Genomic DNA, 19,368 nt, shown 5'->3' with positions numbered 1-19,368 from the left:
ATTGCTATGCGATTTTTGGCTAAATCATGCTTTGGGCACGTTAAGTGATTATTTATGGTAACTCAAACAAGTTTCGACTTCGTTTTTAGAGCCTAAAATCACGGCAACGCGTTGATGGATTTCTTGTGGTTGAATATCCATGATGCGCTCGTAACCTGTTGAAGAAACACCGCCTGCTTGTTCAACTAAGAAACTCATTGGATTGGCTTCATACATTAAACGCAATTTGTATGGCTTGGCCGGGTTCTTGTTGTCGGTAGGGTAGGTGAAGATACCGCCGCGACATAAAACGCGATGAACATCACCAACCATTGCGGCAATCCAACGCATGTTGAAGTTTTTATCGCGGGTACCTGTGGTGCCGTCGAGTAAATCACCAATGTAGTTTTGCATTGCTGGCTCCCAGAAACGCTGGTTTGACATATTAATGGCAAATTCTGCGGTATCTGGCGTGATGGTCATCTTTTCTTGGGTTAATAAGAATTCGCCAATGGTGTTATCTAGCGTAAACAAACGTACGCCATTACCTGTGGTTAAGGCTAGTTGCGTTGATGCACCGTAAAGCACGTAACCTGCCGCCACTTGCGCAGTACCAGGTTGCAGGAACATCTCTTCGTTAGCACCAGTTTGACCTTTTGGCACTTCCATAATGGAGAAGATAGTACCGACTAAGCTGTTGATATCGATATTTGATGAGCCATCGAGTGGATCGAAACACACAAGGTAACGACCATTTTCTGAGCCTGCTACTATTGTGTCTTCTTCCTCTGATGCGATAGCTCGAACTAATCCAGACTCTAATAGAATATCTTTGATTAATTGATTAGAAATAATATCGAGCTTCTTTTGGGTTTCACCCTGAATGTTTTCATCTAGCGTAGAACCTAGGATGCCCGCTAGTTCACCCTGATGAAGGCGAAATGAAATTTCTTTACAAGCTGCCATTAAGGTATTGATAAGAGAAATAAGTTCTGGATCGACATTGTCGCGACGAAGTACAGGCACAAAGCGTTGCATGGATAAGTCCTAAGTTGGGTTAGATTTTTGCCCGCGTATAATAAACTAAATCAAGGCAAAGTGCATGGATACTTTGAGGTTTATCACAGTTTTTCATTTGAGGCGGCTGTAGTTGGTGTAGCAGTTTTAATGTCTGAATAATAGTCAGTTTTTTGTATTTGCAATCAAATAAAGTATGATGCGGTTTATTAGATAAACAACTCTTTTTATATTCAATAGCTAACTATGTTTAATTTTACCTATCGTCACAGTTTGGTCGGCCGCAGATTTGTGCTGTTTACAGTACTTTTTAGCTCGATTATTACCTTGTTATTTACTGTGGTGCAGTTAAGTGCTGAATACAACAAGCAATTGGATCAACGAGCCTTGTTCAATCAAATTATTGAAGACAGTTTACTCGACAGTCTGAGTAAAAGTATTTGGACCTATGACGATGCACAAATTTATTTGCAACTGCAGGGGATCGTCAATATTCCAAATATTGAAAGGGCGGTGTTAAACCTACCTGAAAACGTTGAGTTTAACATTGGTGAAATTACCGCAAGTAGTATCATTACTCAGCAGTTCGATGTGCAATATAACCAATCGGGGATCCCGCGTAAAATGGGGGATTTAACGATTTATAGCGAGATGGATAGCACCTACAACCACCTTATTGCCTTTGGCGGCGTGATGCTGTTTTCAAATTTCTTTAAAACGGCATTGGTGGTGATTTTTATGCTCTACTTGTCGGACAAACTCATTGGCCGACATTTAATGCAAATTAGCGGAAAATTGTCAGAATTTAGCGAAGTTGATAAACCAACGCCCATAGTGCTTGATCGTAAATATCACGATGAGAACGACGAAATAGATCATCTTGTCGACAGCATTAATAATATGCAGCAACGCATTTATTTCGAACGTAGCAAGGCGGTTAGTGAGATCAAGCAAAAAGAAGACATTCAACTACAAATTGGTGAGCAAAAAGAGAAGCTACTTAAGCTAGAGCATAAAGTGTCTATTTCAGAGATAGTGCGTAGTTTGGCGAATGAATTAAATGTTCCTCTCATTAACATCAAGGCTTTTTGTAAGCTTACCTTGGAGCAAATGCAACAACCGTCAATTGAGCCTAAACGGCTAGAGCTAGCGGTAGATAAAATTATCGAAAATAGTTGTCATGCATTAGATATCGTTAATCGCACTAAAGAAATCATGCAGCGCAATGAGCCGCAAAAAGAGTTAATAAACGTGAACGCGTTAGTCGCGAAAGCTATGTTTTTGCTAGCTCAAGAGATAGAGAGTAATGGCATTGCTGTGCATCATCACGCACCAGACGAAGATGTGATGATTTGTGCAGATGAATTACAAATTGAGCAAGTAATGTTAAATGTCATGCGTAATTCAATTGAAGCACTGAGCTCTCATCAATCAGATAACCGCAGTATTGAAGTTTCAGCGACAGTATTTGGCGAACAAGTTGTTGTTCGTATTGAAGACAATGGCCCCGGCTTAAGCGATTTGATTATTGATAAAATATTCCAGCCGTTTTTTAGTACCAGAGACAAAGGACTCGGTGTTGGCTTATGTATCGCTAAAACACTAGTTAATAGCAATGATGGGGACATTATTGTCAATGAAGATTATAAAAAGGGCGGCTGCTTTATCATCACCTTCCCAGTGACTTGAGATGCATAAATAAAAAGGCTTGTGTAGAGAATACACAAGCCTTTTTTGATCATACTAATCTATCAATGAAAGGGGTGAGCGTTAAGCACTCTTTTTTAAGGTGGTTAGCGGCTCTAAGTAGCTTGGTCTGGCTTGCTTTAAGTAGCTAATGTCTTCGAAACTTGGCTTGCCCTGTGGCAGTTTTAGACGCGTTTTAGTTAAGAATGGACGCGCGATATGTGAGATCATTAATTCGATTTCTTTAACACCTTGGCCATTGGTTTTGGTTGAACTATAGAAATCGACAGGGATCAGAATGCCTGAGCTACGTAAGCTCTTCACATCAGCTTCTTGATGCGGCAACCACAGTGAGGTTTGACGACGTAAGTAGAATTCGCGCAAAATTGCTCGTTCGCCACTGCTTAGTGTTTGCATGCGTGATTGAATGTCTTCTGCCAATTGCTGCTGACGTTTCTTTTGTTTTAGGTTGTTAATAATGTGCTTACTTAAATCTAAAACGAGATAGGCGCTACTAACAATAAATGCGATACCAACGAAGTGTGCATACTCTGTCAAAAACTTGTCTACTTGAGTGAGTGACGCTAGTTTTGACGGCATAAATAGTAATACCGCGCAGGCTAAAGCAACCCACAGCATGCACTGAAACAGGTAGTGTGCATGAGATTGCTGCGATTCATCTTTCCACATAAAAACTCCTTACTGACAATATGATTGCCAAAAAACTGATAGTTAGTTGGCTACATCGAATCAAAAAGCAATTAGCGTACCTAAATTTAAAAATGGCAATAAAATCAGTTTAAGTGATTGTTTTTTAGTCTTAGTTATATCTGAAAAGAAATTTCGTTTGAATTTATGCGCTCACTGAATGGGTGAAACATTGCCGCTTTATATAATTTCAATTGAGTGTGAACTTCACCGTTAATTAGTGTGATTGACAAATAAAGTGTTAAAAACAATATCAGGTAGTTGTGGGTTTTGTATTTAAGCTTTTGAAAATATTGATAAATGTATTTTTGGCACCAAATTGGCAGTTAGTCAGTCACAAAACACATTATCGTTTGTTTAAACCCAATTAGCACAAGCAAGGAATACAACATGAAATTACTTAATCGCCGTTTAGCACTTGTTAGTACAGTGACAGGTATCGCACTAGTAGCTGCATCAGGTGCGGCTTATGCAGCAGAAGACAAAGTTCTGACTAAGAAAATTGCCGTTGATGATATTAAAGAATTCGTGATTGATGCGCATGTGGGCACGGTTAAGTTATCGCCGTCAAATGATAATCAAATTCATATTTACGTTAAGGTCACTGAAAAAGACGGTTGGAGCATGTTTAAGGCCAGTCCTGAAGATGCAGAGTTAAAGATTAACAATAGTGGAAATCGTATAGTAATTTCTCTCAACGAAGATGACTTTGGCGAAGAATGGCGTATTGAAGTGCCGCAAATGGAAACAATCGACGCAGATTTAGGCGTGGGCGAAATGACCATCAAGGGATTACAAGCGAATATGTCAGTAGATGTAGGCGTTGGTGAAGTTAGTGTTTACAGCATGGCTGACTCATATAATAGTGTAAAAGCAGAATCAGGTGTTGGCGCTGCCAATGTTTACAGCAATAGCGGTCAAAAAGATCAAAATCGTGCCATGGTTAGCGAAAGCGTTAGTTGGAGCGGTCAAGGAGACTACGCGATTAAAGTAGAAGTTGGTGTTGGGGATGCATCAATTAAACTGAAATAGAAATTACCACTGCATTTATCTCTCATTGACCAGCCATCTGTGCTGGTCTTTTTTTATTCATTTGATTAATTTCTTGTTCACCTTTCATTCACGCCTTGAATACTTGTCATTATGGCGTTAAATAATGAAAAATCATTTCCATTTTAAAACAATTGTATAGGGGTTTTGTTGTCACTTGTGTCAATTTTGTTGCTGCGCTAAGATAGATCGCATCTGAACTATTGAGGTGTTATATTTTTTAGCACTTTATCGTTATTCATGAGGCTATTATGACGCAACGCTTTTCTGTTGGGGGATTACAAGTATCCCAACTTCTTTACGATTTTATTAATCAACAAGCGCTTCCTAAAACCAATATTAAACAAGCAGAGTTTTGGCAAGGGTTTGAATCTATCGTCAATGAATTTGCACCCCGCAACAAGGCGTTGTTAGAAAAACGTGAATCGATTCAACAGCAAATTGATGAATGGCACGCCAATAATGATTATGACTTTGCTAACTACAAAGCGTTTTTGCAGGATATAGATTATCTGTTGCCACCGTGTGAAGACTTTAGTGTTTCTACCGCAAATGTCGATGAAGAAATGGCGACTATGGCTGGCCCACAGTTGGTAGTGCCTGTAATGAATTCTCGCTTTGCCCTTAATGCTGCAAATGCGCGCTGGGGCTCTCTCTATGACGCGCTGTATGGTACCGATGCTATCAGTTCTGACAATGGCGCAGAAGCTGGAACAAGCTACAATAAGGTACGTGGAGATTTGGTGATTGCTAAAGGACGTGAGTTCTTAGACAGTGCTTGTGAGTTAGCCGATGCAAGTCACAGTGATGTGAGTCGTTATCAAATTATCGATGGCGCTTTAGTTGCAACCTTGCAAAGCGGCGAGCAAACAAGACTTGCCAATCCATCCAAACTGATTGGTTTTAATGGTGACGCTCAATCGCCAAGTGCGGTGTTGCTGAAAAACAACGGCATGCATATTGAGGTTGTTATCGATGCGACTAGCCAAATTGGCGCAAGTGATGCTGCGGGCGTAAGTGACATTATTTTAGAGTCGGCATTGACGACAATTATGGATTGTGAAGATTCAGTGGCTGCCGTTGATGCTGAAGATAAAGTTGTTGTTTATAAAAACTGGCTTGGTTTGATGCAAGGGGACTTAAGCGAGGAAATAACTAAAGGTGGTAAAACCTTTACTCGCTCACTCAATGCCGACCGCCAATATTTAGATACCAAGGGTCAGCCATTTTCGCTTAAAGGTCGCAGTTTGATGTTTGTGCGTAATGTTGGCCACTTAATGACTAATCCAGCGGTGTTGGATAGTGACAATAACGAAGTACCTGAAGGTATTTTAGATGGGATTATCACGTCACTAATTTCATTGCACGATTTGCAAGGCAACAGTGAATTTAGTAACTCTAAGACTGGCTCAATCTATATCGTGAAGCCGAAAATGCACGGCCCAGAAGAAGTTACATTTGCCAATGATTTATTTAACGCCATTGAAGATATGCTTGGTTTGGCTCGCCATACTGTAAAAATGGGCATTATGGATGAAGAGCGCCGCACAACGGTAAATCTAAAGCAGTGTATTTATGCCGCGAAAGAACGTGTTGTATTTATTAATACCGGATTTTTAGATCGCACTGGTGATGAAATTCATACCTCAATGGAAGCCGGGCCTATGATCCGCAAAGGCGATATGAAGTCAGCAGCGTGGATTGGTGCTTATGAGAATTGGAATGTCGATATCGGCTTAGCTTGCGGACTAAGTGGTCGCGCTCAGATTGGTAAAGGTATGTGGGCAATTCCAGATCAAATGGATAATATGCTCAAAACGAAGATCGCCCATCCGCAATCTGGTGCTAATACTGCGTGGGTACCGTCACCAACAGCAGCAACGCTGCATGCGCTTCACTATCATCAAGTTGACGTATTTGCGCGCCAAGCTGAAATTAAACAGCGCGCGATAGCCAATATTGACGATATTCTAACTATTCCAGCTGCGCAAAATCCAAATTGGAGCGCCGCTGAAATTGAAGAAGAGCTTGAGAATAATGCACAAGGACTATTGGGCTATGTTGTGCGTTGGGTTGATGCGGGCATCGGCTGTTCAAAAGTACCTGATATCAACAATGTTGGCTTAATGGAAGATCGCGCAACCTTGCGTATTTCATCGCAACACATGGCGAACTGGTTGCGTCATGATATCTGCAGTGAAGAGCAGGTGATGGCGGTGCTTAAGAAAATGGCCGTGGTGGTGGATGAGCAAAATGCCAATGATCCAACATACCAACCAATGGCAGCTGATTTTGATAACAGTATCGCATTCCAAGCAGCTTGTGAGTTAGTATTTGAAGGTTGCGCACAGCCTAGCGGTTATACTGAACCCGTGTTACACAAGCGACGTTTAGCGTTGAAAGCGCAATAGTTCGATAAATAAATTAGATCTAAGCCGGTGCATGTCATCGGCTTTTTTAATTAACCTGAGCTCTGGTTAAATAAGCGCGATTAGTGTCGATAGGGAAATTGAATTTTTGCAGGGAAAAGCGGTTTGGCACAAGCCAAAGAGGAAATTATTTCAGTTCCTCGATAGCTTGATTTACTAGTGATTGAATATCAGTGCAGCTAGTTTCTACGCCGCAATTACAATCGATAGTTTGGTGCTCTGCTAGCCAGCCAACAGTTTTTAAATGTTTCTGTCCGCAGTTAGGGCAAACAATTTTCAATGTTTGCAATTGATCTAAGTGAGTCATATGTATGCTCCTGAAATTATTACTAATCTTCAGTCTATCAAACTAATATGACTTTTCTGTGACGCGGATAGCAATTTTGTATAGCTACAAGCATTGTAGCTGTAGTTATAGAAGTTATTCCACGCCGCGTAATAGGGCGTTTACACCAACTTTAGCACGGGTTTTTGCGTCAACTTTCTTAACGATAATTGCTGCATATAGGTTGTGAGTCCCGCACTTTGATGGCAACGTCCCAGAAACAACAACTGAGCCAGCCGGAACGCGGCCGTAATGGATAGTGCCTGTTTCGCGGTCATAGATACGGGTACTTTGACTGATGTATACACCCATTGAGATAACGCTACCTTCTTCGACTACCACACCTTCAACGATTTCAGAGCGCGCGCCGATAAAACAGTTATCTTCGATAATGGTTGGATTCGCTTGTAATGGCTCTAATACGCCACCGATACCTACGCCGCCAGATAAATGAACGTTTTTACCAATTTGCGCACATGAACCAACGGTTGCCCAAGTATCAACCATTGTACCTTCATCAACATAGGCGCCGATGTTGGTGTATGACGGCATTAGCACCACGTTTTTAGCAATGTAACAGCCTTGACGAACGGTTGCTGGTGGCACAACGCGCATGCCTTCATCTTTAAATTGCTGCTCGGTGTAGTTGGCGAACTTTTGTGGTACTTTATCGAAGTATTGGGTATCACCACCGTCGATAATTTCGTTATCGTGTAACTTGAAGAATAAAAGTACGGCTTTCTTTAGCCATTGGTGCACAACCCACTCACCACTGATTTTTTCAGCAACGCGTGCCTCACCGCTATCTAGCATTGCAATGGCTTGAGCAACGGCGTTTTTTACTTCATCAGTTGCTGTTTGCGCCGTGTATGAATCGCGGGTTTCAAAAGCGTGTTCAATAATTTGTTGTAAGTCACTCATGACTAATTCCTATTATTTAAATTTTTAATGTTGATTTAATTTCTCAATCGCTTTGATAAGTGATTGTTGTAATGTCGATTGCTGATCAGAACAAAGGGGAAGCCCTTCTTGATTAGCGATAATAAAAAAGTCTTCTACGCGTTCACCAATAGTGGTGATCTTTGCATTGTGTAGGGTTATTTTGTGTTTTGTAAAAACATCACCAACGGTGGCTAACAGACCGGGCATGTCTAGTGCGACCAATTCAAATAGCGTGTGTTGTTCGTGATCGCTATTAATAAAAGCGACTTGAGTTGGTACGTTAAACTGTTTAGTTTGGCGCGATATTCTGCGATTACTGTGGGGTCTAAAGTTTTTCTGCGTTAGCGATTTAGTCAACGCCTGAACTATAGACTTAACGCGCGGTGCGTCGATTATAGCATCGCCAGTATGTTCAGTAATATTAAAGGTGTCTAACGCCCAGCCATCTGTCGTTGCCATCACGTGAGCATCGTTAATTTGCACGTTTTTGCTGCCCAGCACACGCATTACTTTGGCAAATAAGTTACTCATGTCCTGCGTGTAAACAAAGAGCTCACTCACCGTGTTGTCTTTACTGTGGAAGATAGAAATAATCGGTTTGTTAGGCTTTTTACTGCGTAAAATTAAATCGCTGTGTTGGGCAATAGCAACTGGCGTATGTCGCAGGAAGTAATCAGGCTGAAAGCTGCCCCACAGGCGTTCAACCTCATCGCTGCTATATGGTGCTTCAATACTAGTTAACTGATGCAGTGCCTTAGCTTTGTATTCGATAATACGTTCCTCGGCGTCTACATCGCCTTGTGCGCCGCGGCGCAGCGCGCGCAACGTATAGAAATATAATTCGCGTAATAAAGAGCCTTTCCAGTTGTTCCACAGTTTGTTATTTGTTGCGCAAATATCTGCCACCGTTAGACAGTAAAGGTAGGCAAGGCGAGTTTCATCTTGCACTATATTGGCGAAAGTGTTGATGACATCGGGATCATGAATATCACGGCGTTGGGCCGTTACTGACATCACAAGGTGATTTTCAACCAGCCATGCAATGAGGCGCGTATCGTGTTCATTGAGTTTGTGCTGGCGACCAAACTCTAGAGCGTCTAATGCGCCTAGTTCGCTGTGATCACCACCGCGTCCTTTGCCAATATCGTGAAATATTGCCGCTAACACCAATAACCCTTTTTTAGCGAGTGTGTGGATCAAGACACTGCACAGTGGGAATTCATCTTTGTATTTTGCTTGTGAAAAGCGGTCGATATTCTTTAATAGGCGATGTGTGTGCTCATCAACTGTATAAGCGTGAAATAAGTCGAACTGCATTTGTCCGCTTATTTGTTGCCATGCAGGCAGGTAACTGCCTAAGATGCCGTGTTTGTGCATCATCGATAACGCGCGAATTCCGTCGGGGTGCTTGATGATACTCATAAATGCGGTGCGGCATTTCTCATCATCGCACAGAGGCTCACGCAAACCATCACGGGCAATCCGCAATTGACGCAAGGTCGGAGCGTAAATGCCGGTGATTTCTTTGTCTTTGGCTACGTTGAGAAACAGTGAAATAATGTGAGATGGATCTGCAAACAAGTTGTCATTGCTGGTTTCTAAAAAGTGACCACGGCGTTGGTAATTGTCATCAATAATACAAACATCTAGTGATTTGATACGGCCCAAAAACTCGCGTTTGAATAATTGAAGTAGCATCTCACAAAGCTCTGCAACTTCGCGAACAACCTGATAGTAATGCTTCATCATACATTCAACAGCAAGTTGTTCGCTGTCGCTGTAGCCCATGGCAATTGCTACATCGTGCTGATGATTAAATAATAGTTTGTCTTCGCCACGACCCGCAGTTTGATGCAAGGCAAACCGCATGCGCCACAAAAAATCCTGACAGCGCAGTAATTGCTCTAACTCATCTTGTGATAAAAAACCGTGTTGAACTAGATGTTCGACAATGGTGGTCTTAAAATGGCGCTTGGCAATCCAACCAACGGTTTGAATATCGCGCAATCCACCTGGACAGGTTTTTATATTGGGTTCTAAATCAAAAGCATTATTGGCTTCGTGTCTGGCAATTTGTTCATCGCGTTTAGCGAGATAAAATTCGCTACTTGGCCAAAAGTCAGGTTGTTCGATGGCATCTTGTAATTGCTGATATAAATCTTCTGGGCCCGCCAGTAAACGGCTTTCCATGAGATTTGTCGCGACAGTAATATCAGCTTGTCCGATGTTGAGGGTTTCTTTTAGCGTTCGAACGCTGTGTCCAACGTCAAATTTTACATCCCACATCATAGTAATGAACTGACCAATTTTTTCAGTTTGTTCATTTGATAGTGATTTTGCTGAGAGCAATAATAGATCGACGTCGGAGTGAGGGTGTAATTCGCCGCGACCATAGCCACCAACGGCTATCAGGGCAACTTGCTCTTGGTGTAGATCAAAGTGTTGCCATAGTTGACGCAACATGTCATCGACGAAATTACAGCGTTGATGAAGGAGCTCACGAATTGCGCCACCATTGTTAAATTGCTCATTTAGCCAATGAGAAAAATCAATACTAGCCTGCTTACAGGTGCTAATGAGGTTTCTTGGCTCGGTATTGTCAATAGTTAACGGTGCTGGTGGTGGCGACATATTTTTCCTTACTGATTAAGCGTGCTCGATGACGCGTTCTATTTCTTCATCGCTACGCAGTGTTAGAATTTCTACGCCGTTGTCGGTTACAAGTAGCGTATGTTCCCATTGCGCCGAAAGCGAGCGATCTTTTGTTACAACAGTCCAACCGTCATTGTTGGCCATTTTACTGTGACGCTTACCCGCATTAACCATTGGCTCGATAGTTAAACACATGCCAGCTTGTAGCGTTTCACCTGTACCTGGTCGGCCGTAGTGCACAACTTGTGGGTCTTCGTGAAACTCTGCACCAATGCCGTGACCACAGTATTCGCGCACGATTGAGTAGTTCATACCTTCACAGTATGTTTGGATAGCGTGGCCGATATCACCAAGCTGGACACCTGGTTTTACCATTCTAATTGCTTTGTAAAGACTCTCTTGTGTCGTCTTAACTAAGCGGTTGGCTAAAATGCTGCCTTTGCCTACGATAAACATTTTACTAGTATCGCCGTGGTAGCCATCTTTGATGACAGTTACATCGACGTTAATAATGTCGCCGTCTTTTAGTTTTTTATCGCTTGGGATACCGTGACAGATGACATGGTTAACAGAAGTACAAATCGACTTTGGAAATCCATGATAATTGAGCGGTGCAGGAATTGCGTCTTGCTCTTCGACAATATAGCGGTGGCAAATGTCGTTTAATTCGTCAGTTGTTACGCCTTTTTTTACAAAAGGACCGATCATTTCTAATACTTCTGCCGCTAAGCGCCCTGCAACGCGCATTTTTTCAATTTCTTCTGCAGTTTTGATGGTTATTGCCATGGTGGTATCTCTATTTTTAATTGCCATTAATCTTGGCTAAAACTTGTTTTCTCCGCGTGTTTTTGGTATAAAGCGCGCCGGGGAATATATTCAACTTTCATCTAAAGTCGGTTTTACGCTGATTTTAATGATCTTGTCTATAAAGAACCACTAAAAATTACATTTATCTTAAATCACACACGTATTTTTAACCGATTTCGGGGTGCTTTATCGTCAAATTGACGAAAAGTTCGAAATTTGGGATGCGTGGAGGCCTAACCCCAAGAGGAAATTTATTATGGCTACTGTTTCAATGCGCGATATGCTGCAAGCTGGTGTTCACTTCGGTCACCAAACTCGTTACTGGAATCCAAAGATGAAGCCATTCATCTTCGGTGCTCGTAACAAGGTTCATATCATCAACTTAGAGCAAACTGCACCAATGTTCAACGAAGCACTTGCTGTATTAAGCAACGTTGCATCTAAGAAAGGTAAAATCCTTTTCGTTGGTACTAAGCGCGCTGCTGGCGATGCTATCAAAGAAGCGGCACTAGAGTGTGACCAATTCTACGTAAACCACCGTTGGTTAGGTGGTATGTTGACTAACTGGAAAACAGTTCGTCAATCAATCAAGCGTCTAAAAGACCTTGAGCAACAATCACAAGACGGTACTTTCGCTAAGCTAGTTAAGAAAGAAGCGTTAATGCGTACTCGTGAAATGGAAAAACTAGAGAAATCTCTAGGCGGTATCAAAAACATGAACGGTCTACCAGACGTGATTTTTGTAATTGATGCTGACCACGAGCACATTGCTGTTAAAGAAGCTAACAACCTAGGTATTCCTGTTGTTGCTATCGTTGATACTAACTCTAACCCAGATGGTATCGACTACATCGTTCCTGGTAACGATGACGCGATCCGCGCTATCCAGCTTTACACTAAAGCTGCTGCAACTGCTGTTAACGAAGGTCGTAACAACACTGTTGCTGCACAAGCTGAAACTGACGGTTTCGTTGAAGCTGAGTAATTTAGAGCTTTCTAAATCACACATTTAAGTAGGCAGCAAGGAGTAATCCTTGGTGCCTTTTTGAAATACAGAGGAATATAAAATGGCAATTACTGCTAAGTTAGTAAAAGAACTTCGTGACCGCACTGGCGCGGGCATGATGGACTGTAAAAAAGCATTAACTGAAACTAATGGTGACATCGAAGCGGCAATCGACCAAATGCGTAAAAACGGTCAAGCTAAAGCTGCTAAGAAAGCGGGTAACATCGCTGCTGAAGGTACTATCATCGTTAAGCAAAAAGAAGGCGTTGCTGCGCTAGTTGAAGTTAACTGTCAAACTGACTTCGTTGCTAAAGATGCTGGTTTCTTAGCGTTCGCTAACGAAGTTGCTGATGCAGCTATCGCTGAAGAACTAACTTCTGAAGAGCTACAAGCGAAATTCGAAGAAACGCGTATCGCTTTAGTTGCTAAAATCGGTGAGAACATGAACATCCGTCGCGTTGAGTACGTGAAAGGTGGTTCTCTTGCTTCTTACCGTCACGGTGAGCGCATTGGTGTTGTTGTTGCTGGTGAAGCTGACGAAGAAACACTTAAGCACGTTGCTATGCACGTTGCTGCTTCTCGTCCAGAGTTCGTTAACCCAGAAGACGTACCTGCTGAAGTAGTTGAGCGCGAGCGTAAACTACAAATCGAAATCGCGATGAACGAAGGCAAGCCTGCTGAAATCGCTGAGAAAATGGTTGCTGGTCGCATGAAGAAATTCACTGGTGAGGTTTCTCTTACTGGTCAAGCGTTCATCATGGAACCTAAGCAAACTGTTGGTCAAATTCTTAAAGCTAAGAACGCTTCAGTTTCTTCATTCATTCGCCTAGAAGTTGGTGAAGGTATCGAGAAGAAAGAAGAAGACTTCGCTGCAGAAGTTGAAGCTCAAATCGCTGCTGCAAAACAGTAATCGATTGAGTAAATAACAACATTTTTGTTGTTAAAAAAAGACCGTGGCCTAGCTGCGGTCTTTTTGAATGCTTAATTTATGATTGGACTTTTAATCTGTACTTTTAAAATTACGATAAAGAGTGCAATCATAAACTAAGTGGTGTTAACCACATTCGCTATAAATCAGGCAAAGGTAATTAGAATGACTGCAAATCCAAAACCGACTTACCGTCGAATTTTATTGAAACTAAGTGGTGAAGCACTAGTAGGTGAGCAAGGATTTGGGATTGACCCTAAGGTACTTGATCGCATGGCTCAGGAAATCAAAGAATTGGTTGAGTTAGGTGTTCAAGTAGGTATCGTATTAGGCGGTGGTAATATCTACCGCGGTGAAAGCTTAGCTGAAGCGGGCATGAATCGTGTTGTTGGTGACCAAATGGGTATGCTTGCAACGGTAATGAATGGCCTTGCGATGCGTGATGCACTACACCGTGCCTATGTTAACGCGCGACTCATGTCAGCAGTTGATTTAAAAGGTGTGTGTGATTCATACAACTGGGCAGAAGCTATTAGCATGCTTAAAGAAGGCCGCGTAGTGATTTTTTCTGCTGGTACTGGTAACCCATTCTTTACAACAGATTCAGCAGCATGTTTACGCGGTATCGAAATTGAAGCTGATGTTGTGTTAAAGGGTACTAAAGTGGACGGCGTTTATTCTGATGATCCTGTAAAGAACCCTGACGCTGAAATGTACGCTGAACTTGATTACGCCACGGTATTAGAAAAAGAACTTAAGGTGATGGATTTAGCGGCATTCACGCTAGCTCGTGACCATGACATGCCAATTCGCGTGTTCAATATGAATAAGCCTGGTGCGCTGCGCAGCGTAATTATGGGTGAAGGCACTGGTACCTTAATCCACGCCGGAACGACTAAAATTTAACGAACTCTTATAATTAGGATATTAACGTGATTAACGAAATTAAAGATGATGCTGCAACCCGTATGGGGAAAAGTGTAGAAGCACTAAAAGTTCAAATGCAAAAAGTGCGTACTGGTCGTGCACACCCAAGTTTATTAGATTCGATCACTGTACCTTATTACGGTGCTGAAACACCGTTAAACCAAGTGGGTAACGTTGGTATTGGTGATGCGCGTACACTGACTATTACTGTATTCGACACGACGATGATCGCTGCTGTTGAAAAAGCGATTATGACGTCTGATCTAGGTTTAAACCCTAACTCAGCGGGTAACCTAATTCGCATCCCATTGCCGCCATTGACTGAAGAACGTCGTAAAGACCTAATTAAGGTTGTTCGTGGCGAAGCTGAAAAAGGTCGTGTTGCTGTTCGTAACATTCGTCGTGACGCTAACAGCGATATCAAAGCACTTGAGAAAGAAAAAGAAGTGGGTGAAGACGAAGCGCGTAAAGGCGAAGAGCAAATCCAAGAGTTAACAAACAAGTACATTAAAGAAATGGACGCCTTGTTAGCAGAAAAAGAGCAAGAGCTACTAGAAGTTTAAGCTTTATTCACCTGCCATAAATGGCGGAGTGATACGCTATGATTTAAACGCTGTGTTAGTTATACTACGCAGCGTTTGTGTTATTGTAGGCACGAAATTTTAGTTTAGTGAGCTTATGGAGTGTTAATGAGCGACCAGTTGAAAACCCAATTGATGGCATCTAATAAGTTGCCTCGTCATGTTGCTATGATTATGGATGGCAATGGACGTTGGGCACAGCGACAAGGTAAACGTCGTGTGATGGGCCATAAAGCTGGTGTAGATCGCGTGCGCGAAGCGGTAAAAGTAAGCCGTGAGTTAGGCATCGAATCGTTAACTTTATTTGCGTTTAGTAGCGAGAATTGGCAACGACCAGCAGATGAAGTCTCATTGCTCATGGAATTGTTCTTTACGGTATTATCCCGTGAAGTTAGCAAATTACATCGTAACAATGTCAAGCTGAAAGTGATTGGCGATACCAGTCGATTCAGTGATAAATTGCAGCAAAAAATAGCAAAAGCCGAAGATAAAACAAAAGATAATTCAGGCTTGATATTAAATGTAGCTGCAAATTACGGTGGCCGTTGGGATATTACTCAGGCTTGTCAGCAATTAGCAGCAAAAGTGGCTGCAGGTGAAATGTCAGCGACCGATATTTCTGAAGAGGCTATCGAGCAACACATTTGCACAGCGCAGTTACCAGCATTAGATTTGATGATTCGCACCGGTGGCGATTGCCGCATTAGTAACTTTTTATTGTGGCAAGCAGCCTATAGTGAGTTACATTTTTCCGCCACACTGTGGCCAGATTTCGGTGAGACCGAATATTTAGATATTTTGGCAAACTTTGCCAATGTGGAGCGCCGTTTTGGCTGCACCAGTGAGCAGGTTTCTGCATCATTACAAGAATAAATAGGAAACAGCTTTGTTAAAACAACGAATTATTACCGCGCTAGTGTTAGCGCCATTAGCACTAGGTAGTGTATTTTATCTTCCCCTGTCATTATTTCCTTTTTTTGCCGCTGCCGTTACCTTATTAGGAGCTTGGGAGTGGGGGGCATTTTTACCAAGTAAAACGATGCCACAAACCAAACTTCACCGCATTGTATTTACCATTTCTTTGGCAATTTTAATGTCTGCTTTTTTGGTCTTAGTGCCAATTAGTCATATTTGGAATGCTGGGCAATTACATCCTATTTACCAAGCCGCGCTATTTATTGGTGCCATGTGGTGGTTAATAAGCATGCTGCTGGTATTTATTTACCCGCGAGCGACTGGTTTTTGGGGAGAGAGTGAGTTTTATAAAGGCTTATTTGGTCAGCTAACCTTGATCCCATTCTGGATTGGTTTAATCGCGCTGCGAAGCTATGGTTATGCCAATGATCCTATGCTTGGCGGCATGTTAATTGTTAGTGTATTTCTGATTGTATGGGGCGCTGATGTTGGCGCTTATTTTGTTGGTCGAAGTATCGGAAAGCGCAAGTTAATGCCAAATGTAAGTCCGGGTAAAACATTAGAAGGTATGCTTGGCGGCTTAATCACTGCGATGTTAGCCATTTTTATTACCAAGTCTTATTTCTATAACATCGAGCTATTACCTTTATTGGTGTTGGTCTTTATCACCGCCTTAGTATCTGCTTTTGGTGATTTAAGTGAGAGTATGCTTAAGCGCAATAGCAATATAAAAGACAGTGGAACGATTTTACCGGGACACGGTGGTGTGCTAGATCGCATCGATAGTTTGACGGCGGCGATCCCAGTATTTGCACTTGGTTACTTGTTCTTGGTGGCCTAATGCAAAAACTTACCATTCTTGGTGCGACAGGTTCTATTGGAGAATCAACCTTAGATGTAGTGAGACGAAACCGAGATAAATTCTCGGTATTCGCGTTAGCGGCACAAAGTAACGTCGATAAATTATTTGAGCAATGTTTGGAGTTTAATCCAAACTATGCCGTGCTTGTTAACGAGCAAGCAGCTGCAGAGCTCAAAGGGCGTTTAAATAACGATACTGTGGTTCTTTCTGGAAGCGATGCGCTATGTGATATTGCCAGTGATAGCGACGTTGATGTCGTAATGTCTGCAATTGTCGGCGCGGCTGGGCTGTTACCTACGCTTGCTGCAATAAAGTCTGATAAACGAGTATTACTAGCCAATAAAGAGTCTTTGGTAATGTCTGGTCAGCTTTTTATTGATGAACTTAGAAAATCTAAAGCATCGTTATTGCCTGTTGATAGTGAGCACAATGCTATCTTTCAGGCGCTGCCAACACAGGCACAGCAGAAACTTGGTTATTGTGGTTTAAATGAGCTAGGGGTTGAAAAATTACTCCTTACTGGCTCTGGCGGTCCTTTCTTAACATCACCACTGGCTTCTTTATCTCAAATGACGCCAGTGCAAGCTTGCGCACATCCTAATTGGTCGATGGGGCAGAAGATTTCCGTTGATTCAGCAACCATGATGAATAAAGGGCTTGAATATATTGAAGCTCGTTGGTTGTTTGATACAAACCGCGATCAAATAGAGGTCGTTATTCACCCCCAAAGCGTTATCCATTCGATGGTGCAATATAACGATGGCTCAGTGATTGCTCAGATGGGAAATCCTGACATGCGAACGCCAATCGCTTACGCGATGTCTTATCCCGAGCGAATTGACGCTGGTGTGGCTCCGTTAGATTTTACTGCGATGAAAGACTTTACCTTTCACGCGCCTGACTTTACTCGCTTTCCATGTTTAAAACTGGCAATTGACGCTTGTTATATGGGACAAGGGGCTACAACTGCATTGAATGCTGCCAATGAGATTAGTGTTGCTGCATTTCTAAATCAGCAGATCAAGTTTACGCAGATTGCTCAACTTAATGAGCGCGCGCTAGATGCGTTAGCTACAGAGCGCGCCGATTGTGTAGAGTCAATTCTCAATGTCGATAGTCGAGCACGCAGCTTAGCCACCGAGTTTCTTAGACAAGGAGCTGTAGTGTGATTGAGTTATTGCGCAACATTACATTTTTCATCGTTGCCCTGAGTGTCTTGGTAGCCTTTCATGAGTTTGGCCATTTTTGGGTAGCGCGAAAATGTGGTGTTATCGTCCAGCGTTTTGCTATTGGTTTTGGTAAAGTGCTATGGCGACGGGTGGGCAAAGATGGCTGTGAATATGTCATTTGTGCTATTCCGTTGGGGGGATACGTCAAAATGCTCGATGAGCGTGTTGAAGACGTACCAGAAAATCTTGCCCACGGTGCTTTTAATCGCAAACCAGTATTAGCGCGAATTGCCATAGTCGCAGCTGGCCCACTTGCTAACTTCATTTTTGCTATATTTGCGCTGGCGTTGATGTATATGATTGGTGTGAGCACCATTAAGCCAATTGTGGGTGAGGTTAAAAAGGACTCAATCGCCGCTCAAGTCAACTTAGCCGCTGGTGATCAAATCAAGTCAATCAACGGTAAAACTGTTGCCCATTGGCAAGATGTTAATCACGCCATTGTTGGATTGATTGGAAGTAATACTGCTACGATTGGTTATGGTCCGGTTGGCAGTGAGGTTATGAAAACTAAATCCATTGATTTGGCCAATTGGCAATTCGATCCGCAAAAACAAAGTTCCTTAAATTCTTGGGGAATTGTTCCTTATCGCTCAAAGGCAACGCTGACAGTTGCTCAGGTGACCGAAGGTTCAGCAGCGAAAGAAGCTGGATTGCAACAGGGTGATGTCTTAATCGCCGCAAATGGCGAGAAAATCAACAGTTGGCAAAGCTTCGCAATATTAATTCAACAAAGTCATGGAACTTCCATCGACTTGCTCTATCAAAGAAACACAAAGCAGCATACCACCGCATTATTTCCGCGCCTTAAGGAAGATAGTGAGGGTAACAAAATTGGTTTTGCTGGCATTGCTCCTTATGGTGAGCCGATACCAAAAGACTATCAATTGACTCTAGAATATGGACCTATTGATGCAATTGTTGTCGGTGCGCAAAAAACGTGGGATTTAACCCTGTTAAGTTTCAACATGATTGGTAAGTTGATTACTGGTGATCTATCGGTAAAAAATCTCAGCGGGCCAATCTCTATTGCGCAAGGTGCAGGCCAAAGTGCAGCCTATGGAATAGTTGCTTTTTTGAGCTTTTTAGCTTTGATAAGTGTCAATTTGGGAATATTTAATCTATTGCCATTACCAGTGCTTGATGGTGGCCATTTGATGTATTACTTTATTGAGCTTTTAACTGGCAAGCCTGTGCCAGAAAAAATACAAGACGTCGGTTTTAGAATTGGCGGCGCACTGTTGTTAATGCTGATGAGCATTGCAATTTTTAACGATTTTACCCGCTTGTAAGCAAGACGAGAAATTAGGATTATAAAAACAGCA

The 19,368-nt window shown here is 42.3% G+C and carries 17 protein-coding genes; 11 read left to right on the top strand and 6 right to left on the bottom strand.

All coding sequences use genetic code 11. The features are described 5' to 3' along the window. Positions 1–48: 48 nt before the first annotated feature. Positions 49–1,017 (bottom strand): class 1 fructose-bisphosphatase, encoded by a 969-nt coding sequence (locus MHM98_RS02635; RefSeq protein ID WP_239437677.1) that lies wholly within the window; start codon positions 1,015–1,017, stop codon positions 49–51. 225 nt (positions 1,018–1,242) lie between these two features. Here MHM98_RS02635 and MHM98_RS02630 point away from each other — a divergent pair, with 225 nt between their 5' ends. Next, the gene (locus MHM98_RS02630) at positions 1,243–2,685 is read left to right on the top strand and encodes an ATP-binding protein (RefSeq protein ID WP_239437676.1); all 1,443 of its coding nucleotides are present in this window, start codon (positions 1,243–1,245) and stop codon (positions 2,683–2,685) included. 81 nt (positions 2,686–2,766) lie between these two features. Here MHM98_RS02630 and MHM98_RS02625 read toward each other — a convergent pair whose 3' ends face one another. Next, on the bottom strand, positions 2,767–3,372 hold the full coding sequence (locus MHM98_RS02625; RefSeq protein WP_239437675.1) for a superinfection exclusion B family protein: 606 nt from the start codon (positions 3,370–3,372) through the stop codon (positions 2,767–2,769). 408 nt (positions 3,373–3,780) lie between these two features. On the opposite strand from MHM98_RS02625, the gene MHM98_RS02620 reads away from it, so the two are divergent. Beyond that, positions 3,781–4,422: a hypothetical protein gene (locus MHM98_RS02620; RefSeq protein ID WP_239437674.1), complete on the top strand. Its 642-nt coding sequence runs from the start codon at positions 3,781–3,783 to the stop codon at positions 4,420–4,422. A gap of 269 nt (positions 4,423–4,691) precedes the next feature. Beyond that, complete coding sequence (locus MHM98_RS02615) at positions 4,692–6,851, top strand: malate synthase G (RefSeq protein ID WP_239437673.1); 2,160 nt, start codon at positions 4,692–4,694, stop codon at positions 6,849–6,851. A 145-nt stretch (positions 6,852–6,996) separates the two neighbouring features. Here MHM98_RS02615 and MHM98_RS02610 read toward each other — a convergent pair whose 3' ends face one another. The 4 genes from MHM98_RS02610 to map form a co-directional block, all read right to left on the bottom strand. After that, positions 6,997–7,176 carry a hypothetical protein gene (locus tag MHM98_RS02610; RefSeq protein ID WP_239437672.1) on the bottom strand — a complete coding sequence of 60 codons (180 nt, stop codon included), beginning with the start codon at positions 7,174–7,176 and terminating at the stop codon, positions 6,997–6,999. Between the two features lie 114 nt (positions 7,177–7,290). Beyond that, on the bottom strand, positions 7,291–8,115 hold the full coding sequence (dapD, locus tag MHM98_RS02605; protein WP_239437670.1) for a 2,3,4,5-tetrahydropyridine-2,6-dicarboxylate N-succinyltransferase: 825 nt from the start codon (positions 8,113–8,115) through the stop codon (positions 7,291–7,293). Between the two features lie 24 nt (positions 8,116–8,139). After that, positions 8,140–10,767, bottom strand: coding sequence for a [protein-PII] uridylyltransferase (glnD, locus tag MHM98_RS02600; protein ID WP_239437669.1), 2,628 nt, complete (start codon positions 10,765–10,767; stop codon positions 8,140–8,142). Positions 10,768–10,782: 15 nt separating this feature from the next. Beyond that, on the bottom strand, positions 10,783–11,574 hold the full coding sequence (gene map, locus MHM98_RS02595; protein ID WP_239438052.1) for a type I methionyl aminopeptidase: 792 nt from the start codon (positions 11,572–11,574) through the stop codon (positions 10,783–10,785). Between the two features lie 277 nt (positions 11,575–11,851). Here map and rpsB point away from each other — a divergent pair, with 277 nt between their 5' ends. The 8 genes from rpsB to rseP all read left to right on the top strand — a co-directional run bounded on the left by rpsB (position 11,852) and on the right by rseP (position 19,335). Further along, a complete protein-coding gene (gene rpsB / locus MHM98_RS02590; protein ID WP_239437668.1) occupies positions 11,852–12,580 on the top strand; it encodes a 30S ribosomal protein S2 in 729 nt (242 codons plus the stop codon). Positions 12,581–12,662: 82 nt separating this feature from the next. Next, positions 12,663–13,511: a translation elongation factor Ts gene (gene tsf, locus MHM98_RS02585; protein WP_239437667.1), complete on the top strand. Its 849-nt coding sequence runs from the start codon at positions 12,663–12,665 to the stop codon at positions 13,509–13,511. Positions 13,512–13,694: 183 nt separating this feature from the next. Beyond that, the gene (gene pyrH, locus MHM98_RS02580; protein ID WP_239437666.1) at positions 13,695–14,435 is read left to right on the top strand and encodes a UMP kinase; all 741 of its coding nucleotides are present in this window, start codon (positions 13,695–13,697) and stop codon (positions 14,433–14,435) included. 26 nt (positions 14,436–14,461) lie between these two features. Next, entirely contained in the window at positions 14,462–15,019 is a 558-nt protein-coding gene (gene frr / locus MHM98_RS02575; protein WP_239437665.1) for a ribosome recycling factor, read from the top strand. Positions 15,020–15,145: 126 nt separating this feature from the next. Continuing rightward, a complete protein-coding gene (gene uppS / locus MHM98_RS02570; protein WP_239437664.1) occupies positions 15,146–15,910 on the top strand; it encodes a polyprenyl diphosphate synthase in 765 nt (254 codons plus the stop codon). Between the two features lie 13 nt (positions 15,911–15,923). Next, complete coding sequence (locus MHM98_RS02565; RefSeq protein ID WP_239437663.1) at positions 15,924–16,793, top strand: phosphatidate cytidylyltransferase; 870 nt, start codon at positions 15,924–15,926, stop codon at positions 16,791–16,793. Continuing rightward, positions 16,793–17,983, top strand: a complete 1,191-nt coding sequence (ispC, locus tag MHM98_RS02560) for a 1-deoxy-D-xylulose-5-phosphate reductoisomerase (RefSeq protein ID WP_239437662.1) — start codon at positions 16,793–16,795, stop codon at positions 17,981–17,983. The genes MHM98_RS02565 and ispC overlap by 1 nt, the downstream gene beginning before the upstream one ends. Then, a complete protein-coding gene (rseP, locus tag MHM98_RS02555; protein ID WP_239437661.1) occupies positions 17,980–19,335 on the top strand; it encodes a sigma E protease regulator RseP in 1,356 nt (451 codons plus the stop codon). The genes ispC and rseP overlap by 4 nt, the downstream gene beginning before the upstream one ends. Positions 19,336–19,368 lie beyond the last annotated feature (33 nt).

This window comes from Psychrobium sp. MM17-31, assembly GCF_022347785.1.
In the GTDB taxonomy this organism is placed as follows: domain Bacteria; phylum Pseudomonadota; class Gammaproteobacteria; order Enterobacterales; family Psychrobiaceae; genus Psychrobium.
This window is presented reverse-complemented; position numbering and strand designations above follow the sequence as displayed.